General features: G+C 55.4%; 16 protein-coding genes. 9 read left to right on the forward strand and 7 right to left on the reverse strand.

All coding sequences use genetic code 11. From position 1 onward, the window contains the following. Nucleotides 1–12 precede the first annotated feature (12 nt). The 5 genes from TH3_RS00170 to TH3_RS00190 all read right to left on the reverse strand — a co-directional run bounded on the left by TH3_RS00170 (nucleotide 13) and on the right by TH3_RS00190 (nucleotide 3232). On the reverse strand, nucleotides 13–738 hold the full coding sequence (locus TH3_RS00170) for an LrgB family protein (RefSeq protein ID WP_007088300.1): 726 nt from the start codon (nucleotides 736–738) through the stop codon (nucleotides 13–15). Continuing rightward, nucleotides 738–1106 carry a CidA/LrgA family protein gene (locus tag TH3_RS00175; protein WP_007088299.1) on the reverse strand — a complete coding sequence of 123 codons (369 nt, stop codon included), beginning with the start codon at nucleotides 1104–1106 and terminating at the stop codon, nucleotides 738–740. The genes TH3_RS00170 and TH3_RS00175 overlap by 1 nt, the downstream gene beginning before the upstream one ends. Before the next feature lie 133 nt (nucleotides 1107–1239). After that, nucleotides 1240–1575 carry an arsenate reductase (glutaredoxin) gene (arsC, locus tag TH3_RS00180; RefSeq protein WP_202965962.1) on the reverse strand — a complete coding sequence of 112 codons (336 nt, stop codon included), beginning with the start codon at nucleotides 1573–1575 and terminating at the stop codon, nucleotides 1240–1242. 84 nt (nucleotides 1576–1659) lie between these two features. Continuing rightward, on the reverse strand, nucleotides 1660–2400 hold the full coding sequence (locus tag TH3_RS00185) for a MauE/DoxX family redox-associated membrane protein (protein ID WP_007088297.1): 741 nt from the start codon (nucleotides 2398–2400) through the stop codon (nucleotides 1660–1662). 121 nt (nucleotides 2401–2521) lie between these two features. Further along, entirely contained in the window at nucleotides 2522–3232 is a 711-nt protein-coding gene (locus TH3_RS00190; protein WP_007088296.1) for a regulatory protein RecX, read from the reverse strand. A gap of 94 nt (nucleotides 3233–3326) precedes the next feature. Between TH3_RS00190 and TH3_RS00195 the strand changes: the two genes are divergently transcribed. The 9 genes from TH3_RS00195 to TH3_RS00235 all read left to right on the forward strand — a co-directional run bounded on the left by TH3_RS00195 (nucleotide 3327) and on the right by TH3_RS00235 (nucleotide 12171). After that, on the forward strand, nucleotides 3327–4121 hold the full coding sequence (locus TH3_RS00195; RefSeq protein ID WP_037989340.1) for an ABC transporter permease: 795 nt from the start codon (nucleotides 3327–3329) through the stop codon (nucleotides 4119–4121). Between the two features lie 232 nt (nucleotides 4122–4353). Further along, a complete protein-coding gene (locus tag TH3_RS00200) occupies nucleotides 4354–5511 on the forward strand; it encodes an aspartate aminotransferase family protein (RefSeq protein ID WP_007088294.1) in 1158 nt (385 codons plus the stop codon). An 11-nt stretch (nucleotides 5512–5522) separates the two neighbouring features. Then, nucleotides 5523–6440, forward strand: coding sequence for an ornithine carbamoyltransferase (argF, locus tag TH3_RS00205; protein WP_007088293.1), 918 nt, complete (start codon nucleotides 5523–5525; stop codon nucleotides 6438–6440). A 137-nt stretch (nucleotides 6441–6577) separates the two neighbouring features. After that, nucleotides 6578–7531, forward strand: a complete 954-nt coding sequence (gene hslO, locus TH3_RS00210; RefSeq protein WP_007088292.1) for an Hsp33 family molecular chaperone HslO — start codon at nucleotides 6578–6580, stop codon at nucleotides 7529–7531. A gap of 116 nt (nucleotides 7532–7647) precedes the next feature. Further along, a complete protein-coding gene (locus TH3_RS00215; protein WP_007088291.1) occupies nucleotides 7648–8244 on the forward strand; it encodes a hypothetical protein in 597 nt (198 codons plus the stop codon). A gap of 164 nt (nucleotides 8245–8408) precedes the next feature. After that, nucleotides 8409–8915 (forward strand): DUF305 domain-containing protein, encoded by a 507-nt coding sequence (locus tag TH3_RS00220; protein ID WP_007088290.1) that lies wholly within the window; start codon nucleotides 8409–8411, stop codon nucleotides 8913–8915. 365 nt (nucleotides 8916–9280) lie between these two features. Beyond that, nucleotides 9281–10561, forward strand: coding sequence for a YncE family protein (locus TH3_RS00225; RefSeq protein ID WP_007088289.1), 1281 nt, complete (start codon nucleotides 9281–9283; stop codon nucleotides 10559–10561). Nucleotides 10562–10762: 201 nt separating this feature from the next. Further along, complete coding sequence (locus TH3_RS00230; protein ID WP_007088288.1) at nucleotides 10763–11302, forward strand: RNA polymerase sigma factor; 540 nt, start codon at nucleotides 10763–10765, stop codon at nucleotides 11300–11302. Beyond that, nucleotides 11299–12171: an anti-sigma factor family protein gene (locus TH3_RS00235; protein WP_007088287.1), complete on the forward strand. Its 873-nt coding sequence runs from the start codon at nucleotides 11299–11301 to the stop codon at nucleotides 12169–12171. The genes TH3_RS00230 and TH3_RS00235 overlap by 4 nt, the downstream gene beginning before the upstream one ends. 124 nt (nucleotides 12172–12295) lie before the next feature. Here the strand turns inward: TH3_RS00235 and TH3_RS00240 are convergent, their stop codons facing one another. Then, on the reverse strand, nucleotides 12296–13150 hold the full coding sequence (locus tag TH3_RS00240) for a universal stress protein (RefSeq protein ID WP_007088286.1): 855 nt from the start codon (nucleotides 13148–13150) through the stop codon (nucleotides 12296–12298). Between the two features lie 15 nt (nucleotides 13151–13165). Further along, nucleotides 13166–14656 carry a SulP family inorganic anion transporter gene (locus TH3_RS00245; RefSeq protein ID WP_007088285.1) on the reverse strand — a complete coding sequence of 497 codons (1491 nt, stop codon included), beginning with the start codon at nucleotides 14654–14656 and terminating at the stop codon, nucleotides 13166–13168. Nucleotides 14657–14795: the final 139 nt, after the last annotated feature.

Consider the following 14795-nt stretch of genomic DNA (forward strand, 5'->3'; position numbering starts at 1 on the left):
GTGAGTTTCGGCTCACCCGAAGAACCAATGCCACAGAAACGGCAGGGTGAGCGCGGTGGCCAGCGTATTTAACCCCATTGCAAGACCCGAAAACGCCCCGGCCGTTTCATTGACCTGAAACGCCCGTGCTGTGCCGATCCCGTGTGCGGCAACCCCCATGGCAAATCCGCGCGCCCGCCAGTCTTTCAATCGTGCCAAGTTCATCACCATCGGACCGAGCGTTGCGCCGACAATGCCGGTTGCGATTACGCAAACCGCAGTCAGGGCCGGGACACCGCCAATTTCATCGGCAATACCCATAGCAACAGGTGTCGTAACTGATTTCGGTGCCAGGGACGCCAGTGTTTCCGGGCTGGCCCCAAGGGCCCAGGCCAGCACAACCGTGCTGACACTCGCAACCAGCGATCCGAACAGCACACCGAAAATAATCACCGGCAATGCCCGTTTCAGTGTTTCCATCTGGCGAAATAGCGGCACGGCAAGGGCGACCGTTGCCGGGCCCAAAAGAAAGTGCACGAACTGCGCCCCTTCGAAATAGGTGGCATAAGGCGTACCCGTGCTTTCCAGCAGAAGCGCAATCAACGCAATGGCGATTACCACCGGATTGCAAACCGGATTACGGTTGGTTTTCTGATACAGCCAGAACCCGATGGAATAGGCGACAAGCGTAATGGTAAGGCCGGTCAACGGCTTGGTCGAAAGATAAACCCAAAGCTGCGTGATATCTGTCTCGCCCATTATTTTGCCTCCCCGTCGCTAACGGATGCCTTCGGTTTGGGAAGAAGTTTCGACATCAGAAGGGCGGTCAGAACCATGGCAAGCAGGGTGGAGAAAATAAGGGCTGCCGCAATCGGCAACCAGTCCCCGCGCAGCCGGTCAAGCTGTGTCACCACCCCGACCCCTGCCGGAACGAACAGCAGCGAAAAATGGATCAGAAGGTTATCGGCTGCATCTGTCAAAACCTTGGGCGGGTGGCGTTTGACAATCAGCCCGATAAACAAAAGCCCAAGCCCGATCACCGGGCCGGGGACCGGCAGGTCAAACAGTTCCGATATTACCTCGCCAAACAGCTGGCAGACGAGGATCAGGGCAAACGCGGCAATCATCAGCAACCTCCCGACATCTATGTCTTTGGATTAGACATAATGACTTTGCGTCCGTTCGACTTTTATTAATAACGAAAAACGCCCGTGCGGAAATGGCACAGGCGTTTGAAGTCATTCGATATTTCAGGTGACGCTAAAGAATTTTCAGAACACTTTCCGGCGGTCGCCCAATGGCGGCCTTGTGGCCATTGACCACAATCGGGCGTTCAATCGCGCGCGGATGGGCACAAAGGGCTTCGATCAGCGCGTCACCACGAAGATCGGCAATGCCTTCTTCTTTGGCTTCTTTTTTGCGCAGGATATCTTCTGGGGCCATGCCCAGCCTGCCAAGAATTTCGTTTAATTCCTGCGGGGTGGGCGGCGTATCCAGATACTGGATCACGTCGGGGGTGATCCCCTGCTCCTCAATCAGTGCAAGAGTCTGGCGCGACTTGGAACAGCGCGGATTGTGATAGATACGGACCATCATATTCATGGTTCTCCTTCACGTAAAAGGCAGCCTGTATCGGTTCTTTTTAGGGGCTCGATACCGATTGCACCAGTCTGTTGTTGCCTATTTCACCATCATCCAGATCGCCATCGCGACCATCATGATGTTTTCCGTCAGTGAAATGAAACCAAGCGGAACATTGCTGTCCCCGCCGACACAGGCACATTTAAGATCGCGCTTATCGATATAAACCGCCTTGAAAACCGATATCGCCCCGATTGTCCCGATGAAAAGGGCAACGGGAACGCCAATCCACATAAGCGCGCCAACAATCATAAGCACACCTGCCAGTGCTTCACCAAACGGGTAAAGATAGGCATATCGCACCCACCGTTGTGCCAGCAGGTCATACCCCAGAAACATGTTGGAAAAACTTTCGATATCCCGAAGCTTCAGGATGGCAAGGATGCACATCGACGTTGCGATGAACCATTCAACTGCCCGAACGGTCAGGAAATCGCCAAAAGCAGCCCAGCTAAGGCCCAGCGCCATAAGGGCTGCCATGCCAAAAACGGCAATGACCGGCTGATAGGTAACCGAATTGCCATCATTTACCGGCTTGCCGAAATATTCCCGCAATTCGTCATGGCCACCGATCCGTTCGCCATCAATGAATGTCTGCGGTGTCGTATCGACATTGTGTTCTGCCTGAAAGTCGTCGGTTTCTTTCCGGGTGGTCAGCCAGTGATCATCGACGGCGTATCCTTCGCTTTTCAAAAGATCGCGCGATTTCAGGCCGAACGGGCAGATATGCTCGTCCATCACCATCCGGTAAAGCGTTGCCTTGCGTGTCTGTGCGGTCATGACTTGATCTCTCTCGTCTTGCCTTTGGGTCTACGCTTTTATGGAACTTGTCGGGGCGGCATTTGTTCCACATAACGCAGAAACGCCTTCTTTCGGGGTTTGAAAAACGCCAGGGCAGTAATCAGATGCCGTCAATCATGGAGAGCAGATCGTTCAGGTGATCCAGATCGCCATCAATGATCCGGGTGGCGGTGTCATAGCCAAACCCCTGTCGTGCAAGTGCAGCCAGATCCTTGTCGCGTTTTTCATCGCGCTGTTCCGGGCGGCGAAACGGGCCAAGCCGACGGCGTCGGGCATAGGCCGCGGCGGCGGCAAGGTTGGGATCGGTACCCCGGACATCTTCGTAGGCCGCCTGATCGGCTTCCTGTCTGAGGTCGGTGATGGTGTCATCAATCATGTGCGATGCAATGCCGCGTGCATTCAGATCGGCGGCGATAACCCGCATGGCTTTGCCCTTGCGCAGAAGTGACCTTGCTCGTCCCTTGGCATAGGCGGTGTCATTGATAAATCCGGCATTCTCGCAAGTGTTCAGAACGCTTTTCATCCATTCTTCGGCTTCCTGCGGGTCGGTGCCGTATTCCGCAACCGAAAGCCTGATTTTGCCGCGCATCAGTTTTTCAAGCCGGGCGCGTGACGCGGCAAAGCGTTCCAGATACCAGGTGGCATAATTCATCAGATAGTCGCGCGTGACCCGGCGCGGCTTTTTGGGTTCGCGTGGGTTATGGTCTTTATCTTTAGCCCTGCCTTTGCCGGTAAAACTGGCGTTTCCGCCAAATTTTTCCGCTTGGCTGTCAGGCGCTAAATCACTGCGGTTTTCGTGTGATTCTTTCATTTCACCCAATGCTGATCGATACGCACCCTTGCACTTGATGCCCGATTCTCCCTATTTTACCGGCAATTGTCTGCATTTTTTCGAAGGATATTTCATGCAAGAGCTAGCACCGCGTCAAATGGGCGCGATCAACTGGCTCGGTCTGTGGACGCTTTATGCCAAGGAAGTTCGACGTTTTCTGAACGTTCATCTGCAAACCATCGGGGCCCCGGTGGTTACCAGCCTGTTATTCATGGCGGTCTTCCTTCTGGCACTCGGGCGCGCGGTCGAGACGGTCAATGGCGTTCCCTTCGCCACCTTCCTTGCCCCCGGTCTGGTCATGATGACCATGGCCCAAAACGCATTTGCCAATACCTCAAGCTCGATCATCATATCGAAAGTACAGGGCAATATTGTCGATGTTCTGATGCCGCCGCTTTCGGCCGGTGAAATGGTTGCCGGTTTTGCCTTCGGCGCGGTTACGCGCGGCATCATGGTGGGTGTCGCCACCACCATTGTCATGGCGTTCTTTGTTGATGTCGGCATCCATAATATCTGGGCTATCCTGTATTTCGGAATTTCTGCATCGCTGATGTTGTCGCTTCTGGGGATTGCCGGTGGTGTCTGGTCCGAGAAATTCGATCACATTGCTGTTGTTACCAACTTTGTCATCACCCCGCTTTCCTTCCTGTCGGGCACATTCTATAGCGCCGAAAATCTGCCCGAAGCCGGCAAGGTACTGGTCCATTACAACCCGTTCTTCTACATGATTGACGGGTTCCGCTATGGCTTTACCGGGGTTTCGGACGGCACGGTGATGACCGGAGTTGTGGTGCTGGCCGTGGTCAATGTCCTGCTTTGGATTCTGTGCTACCGCATGATCAAAAGCGGCTACAAGCTCAAGGCCTGATCGCCAAAACAGGGCGGATTTCAGCATTAAATTCCGTTTAAGGGCAGCATTCCGCATTGGATGCTGCCCTTTTTCATATCAGCCCTGTCTATCTAAGGGGTTTTGCGTCGTTGACAGAGGTCAGGAATCTCTTGATACTCCGCGGCTTCCCGGTATTCTGCCGGAGCTGACCTGTTGGTCAGGAATGATTTTTTACCCCTGATTGAGGAATGAAGAAGTGATTACTCCCGTCATGCCGACCTACGCGCGGGCCGATCTGGCCTTTGAGAAAGGTGAAGGACCTTATCTCTATGCGCAGGACGGCCGACGATTCCTCGATTTCGGGTCGGGTATTGCGGTGAATACCCTTGGCCATGCGCATCCGCATCTGGTCGAAGCCTTGACCGAACAGGCCAAAAAGGTTTGGCACACGTCGAACCTGTACCGGATTCCGGGGCAGGAAAAGCTGGCGGCACGTCTGGTTGAAAATACCTTTGCCGACACCGTGTTCTTCTGCAACTCCGGGGCGGAGGCCAACGAAGCCGGCATCAAGATGCTGCGCCGCTACCAGTATGTCAGCGGCCATGCCGAAAAGAACCGGATTCTGGTGGCAACCAATGCCTTCCACGGCCGGACTCTGGGCACCCTGACGGCTGGTTACAGCGATAAATACCGTGAGGGCTTTGGCCCGATGCCAGATGGTTTCGACCGCGTTGCATTTGGCAATCTGAACGAATTGCGCGATGCGATCACGCCCGAGACCGCCGGTATTCTGGTCGAACCGATCCAGGGTGAAGGTGGTATCTGCAAGGCCCCCGAAGGGTATCTTGAAGGGCTGCGCAAGGCTGCCGACGAGTTCGGCCTGCTGGTTATGTTTGACGAAGTTCAGACCGGCGTTGGTCGCACGGGCAAACTTTACGCCTATGAATGGGCGGACATGGTTCCCGATATCATTTCGTCGGCCAAGGGCCTTGGCGGTGGTTTCCCTGTCGGGGCTTTGCTTGCCAATGAAAAGGCGGCGGCGGCCCTGACGGCGGGTATGCATGGCACAACCTTTGGCGGTAACCCGCTTGCCATGGCGGCTGCAAATGCGGTCCTCGACGAAGTTCTTAAACCCGGTTTCATGGACAATGTTCTTGCCATGAGCCAGTTGATCCGTGACGGCCTTGCGGCCATTGCCCGCAAACATCCGGGCTTTATCGCGGAAGTTCGTGGCATGGGCCTGCTTTTGGGCATGAAAACCGTGCCGACCAATGTTGATGTTGTCGCCAAGTTGCGTGAACTGGGTCTTTTGACCGTTCCGGCAGGCGATAATGTGGTGCGCCTGTTGCCGCCGCTTAACATCACCAAAACCCATGTCGACGAGGCGCTGGCAGCAATCGATGCCGCCGCGGCAGCCTTGGCGCAATAAGGAAGACTGAAATGACTGATATCAGGCACTTTCTCGATCTCGACAAAATGTCGGCGGGAACGCTGAACGATATTCTTGAACTTGGAGCGGTGGAAAAGGCAGGCAAGGCACCGTTTGGTGACAAACCGCTGGCGGGCAAAACCCTTGCCCTGATCTTTGAAAAGCCGTCAACACGTACACGTGTGTCTTTCGAAGTCGGCATGCGACAGCTTGGCGGTGACGTTGTAATCCTTGATGCCGCAAGTTCGCAACTTGGCCGTGGTGAAACCATTGCCGATACCGCGCGTGTCCTGTCGCGGTTTGTTGATGCGATCATGATCCGTACCACGGATGAATCGAAACTGCTGGAACTGGCGAAATATGCCACCGTTCCGGTGATCAATGGCCTGACCGATCAAAGCCACCCCTGCCAGATCATGGCCGACCTTATGACCGTCAAGGAACACAAGGGCCGCCTTGAAGGACTTAAATTCGCCTGGGTCGGGGATGGCAACAATGTTTCGGCGTCCTTTATTCATGCGTCGCCGAAATTCGGGTTCTCGCTTGATATGGCCTGTCCGGCGGGTTATCGCCCCAATCAGGGCCTGATCGAAACCGCTAATGCGGAGGGTGGCAAGGTTCGCATGACCGATATGGACAGTGCGCTGGACGGGGCCGACGTCATCGTTACCGACTGCTGGGTTTCGATGGGGGACGAGGACGCCGATGCCCGCATGGAAGCATTGGCCCCCTATCAGGTCAATTCCGCCGCGATGGCCAAGGCAAACAAGGATGCGATCTTCATGCATTGCCTGCCTGCCCACCGTAACGAAGAAGTCACCGACGATGTGATCGACGGGCCGCAATCGGTGGTGTTTGACGAAGCCGAAAACCGTCTGCATGCGCAGAAAGGGGTTCTGCTATACTGCTTTAATGGCTTGCCTTCCTGACGGTGCAGACTAAATAGGCATCAGAATTTTGGGGCGGACAGTGATGTTCGCCCCTTTGCTTTGGCGTGACATGGCTGGACAATGCGGTTCTGCTGTTGTTATACGCCCCGGAACACGTAAAAACGCGGAACCCGAAAATGCAGATCGCTGTCGATTTTTGTCAGCCCTTCACGCTGGATCATTCCAATATTCGCGGCCGTTTCGCACGGCTTGGCCCGACGGTGCAGACCATCATCGGTCAGCACAGCTATCCGTCGCTTGCAAATCATCTGCTGGGCGAAATCATCGGGCTGGCTGTCCTGCTGTCCTCGGCGCTGAAATACGAAGGCCTTTTCACCCTTCAGACCTCGTCTGATGGTCCGATTGGCATGATGGTTGTCGACGTCGATAGCGATGGCAACATTCGCGCCTGTGCGCGTGTTGACGAAGACCGCCTCAGCACCATGATTGCAGCCGAAGACGGCGGTGAAGACGCCCTGCGCGGACAGGTGCACAAGCTGATGGGGCATGGCCATATCGCTTTCACCGTGGATCAGGGCGGTGATCATGAACGCTATCAGGGTATTGTCTCGCTGGAAGGCAATACGCTTGCGGAATGTGCGGAGGCCTATTTCCGTCAGTCCGAACAGATCGAAGCTTCCTTCAAGCTTGAAGTCCATCAGGGTGAACAGGCCAATGACTGGTGGGTTGGCGGTCTGTTCCTGCAGCGTCTCCCGGCCAGTGCTTCGGGCGATGCGGCAACCCCGGAAGAAGCAGAAAAAATCACCGAGGACTGGAACCGCTCCAAGATCCTGATGGCAAGTGCGACCGAAAACGAACTGGTCGATATTTCGCTATCCGCCCATGACCTGATCTGGCGTCTGTTCCATGACGAAGAACCGCGTGTGTTTGATCAGACAGCGTTGCAGTTCAAATGCCGTTGTTCGCGCCAGAAGATCGAAGGCGCGCTTGTATCCTATCCGCTTGAAGAACTTCTGGATATGCGCGAACCCGACAGCGGCGAAGTCGCGGTTTCCTGCCAGTTCTGCAATACGCGATACGGCTTTAACGAGGCCGATCTGCGTGCGCTCAAATCCGGCGAGGATGCATAAGTTTCTGCATCGGGGCGGTTTTTGATCGTCACAGCCTTGCCTTAATCATCAAGCAACGTCACCATGCCCACACAAAGGTATGGTGGCGTTTTTATTTGAGGCAGGAGAAAGACTTGATGAAGGCATTGTCCATCAATGGAATGCGCATGGCCCTGGCGGGTGCGGTTGTCGCTCTTCTGGCGGCCTGTACCAGCGCACCGGTGCAAACCTATCCCGATGTGACCTGGCGCCATCTCGACCCGATTGTATTTGCAGCCGGGCCGATTGAAAAAGTGGCGGCCTATCCGGCCGGGGGTGACAACAACCTTGAGAGCTATCTGCCGTTCAGCCTTGGCAAGATGGCGATGAACTGGCCTGATGACCGCATCCAGACGGCAGGCACCAGTGATGTTTTGCGTTATAGCGTGACGGAGGCATCCATTACCTCAAGCGTGCTTAAGACGAAGAAGGGTTTTTCGGGTGTTTTTACCGATGATCAGTCCGAAAAGGTCGAAATGAAAGTTTCGGCCAAGCTTGAAGTCCTTGATCCGAACGGCACCCAGAAGGGTGAAGTTGCTGCAACCGCAGTTCGCACCCGGACCCTATCGGAATCGATGTCCGTCGCCGAACGTGAAAAGGCGGTCTATGACGAAACCGCAACGCTCCTGATGGACCTAGATCGTGAACTCGAACGTCAGATCAATGCCAATCTCGGACGTTTCCTGTTGCGCTGATTTCCGGCTTTTTCAAATCCCTACACAAAACCCCGATAGCGTTGTGGCTGTCGGGGTTTTTATATGATGATTTGATTTTTCAAAATTTTTTTCCAGCATCTTGGAATAATTGGGCCTGCCAGCTGTCTAACCTTTATGTCGTCATCGAACATAGAGGTCCCCCGATGTCCCACGCTTCGTTTTCGCCCCGTTCCTTTGTTGCGCGCCGCATCATGGCGTTTGGTGTATTTGCCTGCATGTCGGTTGCCGGAATTGTCGGCATGGCTATTGTCGCCAATGCCCATAACGGTGTTGATCATAGCAAACAGGGTTCAATGCCCCGTGATGATCACGAAGCCCATAGCGGGCATACCATGCCCGAAAGCGCATCGGCTGATATTCCCGAACATGAAAAGCCGTTTCTGGCAAAAAATGCGGCCGCCATGGACAAGATGATGGCTGATATGAATGTCGCGCCGACCGGCGATATTGATCGGGATTTTGTGGTCATGATGGTCCCGCATCATCAGGGGGCAATTGATATGTGCGCGGCCTATCTGCCTTATGCCGGCAATACGCAGCTCAAACGCCTGTGTCAGGAAATCATTGTGACCCAGCAACAGGAAATTGTTGCGATGTATCTCGCCATCGGGGCGGAATTGCCGCCTTCGGCCCCGGCATCGACTCGTTAACCACGAATGCCCATGCCTGCGCAGTGGCAACCGTTCACCGTCTAACATTGGCCGCCTGTTACCTGCCTATCGCCTTTCTTCGATATATTTCTACGCCTGCTGCATTTCCGTGCGCCATATCTCCGCCCCGGGTCAGAAGCAACCAAGGGCAGGGTAAGTCGCCTTACGCCAAGGAGTACCCATGAAGAATATTTTTGCCAGAACCCTTATGGCCAGAACCCTTATGGTCTGTACGCTTTTAGCGGGCAGTTCCGCCATCGCTCTTGCCGGACAGGCCCCCTATCCGGCGGCCAGCCCCGACCGGGTGCTGGGCCATCAGGATCGGGTTTATTCCGCCGACCAGTTTTCAAATACAGTGTCGGTGATTGACCCTGCCGATAATAAATTGCTGGGCGTGCGATCCGCAGCCGCGCAACCTCAGCCCGCTGTATCGCGGGCAGTTGCTGGTGCATGGCTTGGGATTTTCGCCCGATGGCAAAACGCTGGCGGTTGTCGCGGTCGGCAGCAACGCCATCAGTTTTATCAACACCCATGACAACACTGTCCTGCACACCACCTATCTGGGCCGGTCCCCGCATGAAACCTTTTTCACACCCGATGGTAGTGAAATCTGGGTGACCATCCGCGGTGAGGATTATGTTCAGGTGCTGGATGCCAAGACATTCGAACCCAAAACCCGTATCCAGACCCCTGCCGGTCCGGGCATGCAGATTTTCTCGCCCGATGGGAAATATGGCTATATCTGTTCGTCTTTCAATCCGGAAACACTCGTGGTTTCGGTGGCCGATCACAAGATCGTCGGCCATGTGAAGCAGGCCAGCCCGTTCTGCCCGAACATTGCCGCCAACCCCGACGGCAGTCAGGTGTGGTTCACCCTTAAAGATATTGGCAAAGTACAGATATTTGATGCCAAACCGCCCTTTGATGTGATCAAGACGATTGATACCGGCCCGATCACCAACCATGTAAACTTTGCCCGCACGGCCAAGGGTAATTTTGCCTATGTCACGATTGGTGGCCTTAATCAGGTCAAGGTGTTTGATACGGAAACCTTTGAACAGGTGGCGACCATTCCGGTCGGGCGGCTGCCCCATGGTCTGTGGCCATCTGGCGATGGATCGCGGGTATATGTTGGGATTGAAAACGATGACCAGCTGATGGCGATTGATACCGCCACCAACAAGGTGATTGCATCCATTCCTGTCGGTCAGGCCCCGCAGGCCATTGCCTATGTCCCCGGTGCGGTAACCGAAGGGGCGGGAACCGACAATCTGGAACCGCTGAAGGCAACGGACAATTCGGTGCAACTGTCATTGCGTGCGGTTGGCGGGGCCAGGGATGGTTCGGCACCCAGCAACGTGTCGCTGTTTGATCAGGGCCTGACACAGGTGGTGCAGGCCTCGGTCACCGGTCTGGAACCAGGCAAGGAATACGTCCTTGCACTGGCGGGCAATCCGGATGGCAGCGGCACATTGCAGGCCCTGTCGAATTTCAAGGCCAACCCGACCGGGGCAAGTATTGTCAATGCGCTTGGTCCGATCCGCCAGTTGGTCAAGGGCGAGGATGAGCAGCCCAAACGTTATCTGGTAGTGGCTCCGAAAACCGCCGATGGTATTGGCGCACCGGTGCAGGTTCAGGCCGACTGACCCGATATGGTATTTCACCCCGGTTCCGATGCGGGCCGGGGTGAAACGGATTATATACGAAACGGATTGCATTATTTGTCCTGCAATCCGTTTGGTGTCCTTCATTGCCAGATGCCCGGCACCGTATTGGCAATGGAGGTGTCTGGCCCCAGCACAAGAATTACCAGTGCCACAACACGCCCCTGTCACAGGACGATAGGAATGCATGACGACATGATCCGGCGGATAGAACCGCTGATCCCGGCCCTTCGGCGATATGCGCGTGCCCTTTGCGGTGATCGCGCGCAGGCCGATGATCTGGTGCAGGATTGTCTGGAACGCGCCATCAGCCGCTGGCACCAGCGCCGCGACGATGGCAACACACGCACATGGATGTTTACCATCCTGCATAATATAGCGGTCAATTACTGGCGCCAAAACCGGTATCGCGGACCGCATATCGCTCTTGATGATACGGTCGAAACCGCATTTGCCCATGACGGCACACAGGAAAACAGCCTGCATTATCAGGATGTGATGGGCGCGATTGCAACCCTTCCCGATGATCAGCGCAGCATTCTGCTGCTGGTATCGATCGAAGATCTGTCCTATGCAGAAACGGCAAAGGTGCTGGATATACCGTTAGGGACGGTTATGTCGCGTCTGTCACGCGGGCGAGAAAGATTGCGCCAGATTCTGGATGGTGACAGGCGGAACAACGGGGATCGTCAAAGCACCCCAAATTTGCGGAGGGTCAAATGAGCCACAGCCCCATTTCAGAAGACGATCTGCATGCTTTTGTTGATGGTGCGCTTGATGGGGCGCGCCACGATGCGGTGGCGGCCTATATCGCGCAGCATCCCGATATTGCCAGACGGGTTGATGCCTATGCCCGGCATCGCGACCTGATGCGCGTGGCTTTTGCCCCGGTGGCTGATGAACCGGTGCCATCGCAATTGAATTTGCATCACCTGATCGAAAACCGCCGTCATGACGGCAAGTCGGTAACCGATCACCGTCAGGATGGATTTCAGGGCGGGAATGCGGTCGGCCGGATTGCGTGGTTTGGCGGTTGGCAGGGAGCGGCAGCCGCGATTGTTTTGCTGTGTGCTGGTGGCGGGGCCGGATGGGGATTGCACGGATTTGTGCAAAATCCCGATGTGCCGGTTTTGACGGCATTGTCGGCGTCTGAAGGGATCGGTGCTTTAGCACGCGAGGCATCGGCCAGCTATGTCGCCTATGCCCGAGATCGCAACCGGCCGGTCGAAATCCGGGCGGATAAAACCGATGATTTGCTGCGCTGGATCAGTGATCGGGTCGGAATGAATTTGCATGTACCCGATCTGACGGCGGATGGATACCGGTTTATGGGCGGGCGGGTTGTCGCTACCGATCACGGCCCGGCGGCAATGCTGATGTATGATGATGATCAGGGGGTGCGTCTGGTGATGCTGGCCCGACCGATGCAGGCTGACCAGAATGCCCCGATGCAGGAACATCATGCCGATGGTGTCACCGGTTTTTCCTGGGCATCGATGGGCACGGGTTACAGTGTGGTCGGACCGCTTTCCGATGACCTCTTGCACCCGGTCGCCGATCAAATGCGCAAACAGCTAACAACCCCGGCATAGGCCGGGACGGGTTGACGAATACCGGATGCCGGACTGTGTAAAACGGTCCGGCATCCGGGCCGGTGATAGAGGCCAGAACAGGGCGCTTAGCAACGACTGCGTTCGCTGCTGCCCGATCAGTCATTTAGCGGAACATCATTACCGGCACATGGCAGGACCGAACCATTTCGGTGGTGGTGCTGCCGATGATCAGGTTGCGGATGCGCGAATGGCCGTATGCGCCCATGATCAGAAGGTCGATGCCATCCGCCTCGATCCGGTTTTTGATCACGTCTTCGGGTTCACCGGCCTCGAAACCGGCGTCAACATCGTATCCTGCCTTGCGCAAAATGGTCGCCGCGTCATCAAGCTTTTCCTGAAGGCTATCTGTTGGTTTGCCAACGCACAGCAAGACGCACGGAAGTCCGGTAAACAGCTTGCCACCCGCAATGTGGCGCACGGCCTTCATCGCACTTTCGCCGCCGTCAAACGCAATCAGGAACTTGTTGATCGGCTTGAATGCGCGCGATGCGACCAGAACCGGTTTGGTCGCAGACCGGACAACCCGTTCAAGATTTGACCCCAGATGCAGTTTGGCAAAATCGGCGGCCTCGCCCCGCTTGCCAATGATGATCAGGTCGGCATCGCCTTCAAACTCGCCAATTGCATCAATCAGATCGCCATGACGAAGCTTGGAGGTAACGGATGAAAGTCCGGCTTCTTCAAGGCCCGATTTGGCTTCTTCAAGCAACAGCCGCCCGCGTTTTAGCTCTAGCTTGGCCTTTTGTTCATCAAGGTCGGCCAGTTCCTGCAAAAGTGCGCTACGTGCACCAAGTTTGAGGTTACCACTAAGGTCGGCGGGTTCGGAGCCCACGCCGCGACGGCCCAGCACATGCATCAGCTCAACCGATGCCTCGGTGCGTTCCGCCACCCAGCAGGTCAGGTCGCGAACGCTTTGCGAATAGCTCGATCCGTCGATCAGTGCGATCAGATGTGTCATTGATCGTCCCCTTCCCTAATGGCCCATCAGGCGTTCAAAAGCGCCGGGCTTGTCATGTATGGCCAGTTTATCGACAATTGTTTCGCTGGCTTCATTGAGACCGATCAATTCGACTTCGGCCCCTTCACGGCGGAATTTCAGCACGACCATATCAAGGGCCGCAACACTTGAAATGTCCCAGATATGCGCATGGCTGACATCAATCGTGACCTTGTCCAGCGCTTCCTTGAAATTGAATGCCGCGGTGAAATCATCGGCAGAGGCAAAGAAAACCTGCCCTTCGACGTTATAGGTCCGATGCGTACCGTCTTGTGAAAGTGTGCTGGACACGCGGAAAATCTGCGAAATCTTCCACGCAAAGAAAATGCCGGACAGCAAAACCCCGATCAAAACGCCAATCGCAAGGTTATGGGTCGCGACGACCGTTACCACGGTTGCCAGCATCACGATGGACGAGCTTCTCGGATGGTCACGAAGGTTTTTGATCGAGGACCAACTGAATGTTCCGATCGAGACCATGATCATGATCGCAACAAGGGCTGCCATCGGAATGATGCTGACGATATCGCTTAACACGACGATCATGAAAAGCAGGAAAACCCCGGCAACAAAGGTCGATAAACGTCCGCGCCCGCCCGATTTCACATTGATCACGGATTGCCCGATCATCGCGCAGCCCGCCATGCCGCCGATAAAGCCGGTGGCGGTATTGGCAATGCCCTGGCCGATGCATTCGCGGTTCTTGTTGGACGGTGTATCGGTCAGATCATCGACGATCTGGGCCGTCATCAGACTTTCGAGCAAACCGACAACCGCAACAGCCGCCGAATAGGGCAGAATGATCATCAGGGTTTCAAGGTTCAGCGGAATGTCGGGGATCAGGAAGACCGGCAGGGTCGAAGGCAGTTCGCCCATATCACCCACGGTTCGCAGATCGGCATTGATAAACAGCGAAATCACCGTCAGTACAACGATACAGACCAAGGGTGACGGGATTGCTTTGGTAATGCGCGGGAACAGATAGATAATGGCAAGTCCGCCCGCAACCATCACATAAGTCACCCAGGTGACATTGGTCAATTCGGGCAACTGTGCCATGAAAATCAGGATGGCCAAGGCGTTGACAAAACCGGTCATCACGGATTTAGAGACAAACCGCATGACATAACCCAGCCGAAGCAATCCGGCCCCGATCTGTAACAACCCGGCCAATACGGTAGCCGCCAGCAGATATTCAAGACCATAATCGCGCACGAGCGTAACCATAAGTACAGCAGTCGCGGCGGTCGCGGCTGAAATCATGCCCGGTCGCCCGCCGACAATTGCGGTAATCACGGCAATCGAGAAGGACGCATAAAGTCCGATCTTCGGGTCGACCCCGGCAATGATCGAAAAGGCGATGGCCTCGGGGATCAGGGCAAGGGCAACGACAATCCCGGCGAGGATATCGCCGCGAATATTGCCAAACCATTCGGTCCGCAATTGCGGAAGGAAATCGGTGTTCACAGGCTTAACTCCAGTCTCGCAGTCCGCCAGCAATCCGGCAGACGGGTTTCTGTTATATGATCAGGGAATAAAAAGTGGGGCGGAAAGCTGTTTCGTCACTGCCACGCGATAACATCGGCGCTGTTGATACAGCCCGGTC

This window comes from Thalassospira xiamenensis M-5 = DSM 17429 (assembly GCF_000300235.2).
Lineage (GTDB): Bacteria > Pseudomonadota > Alphaproteobacteria > Rhodospirillales > Thalassospiraceae > Thalassospira > Thalassospira xiamenensis.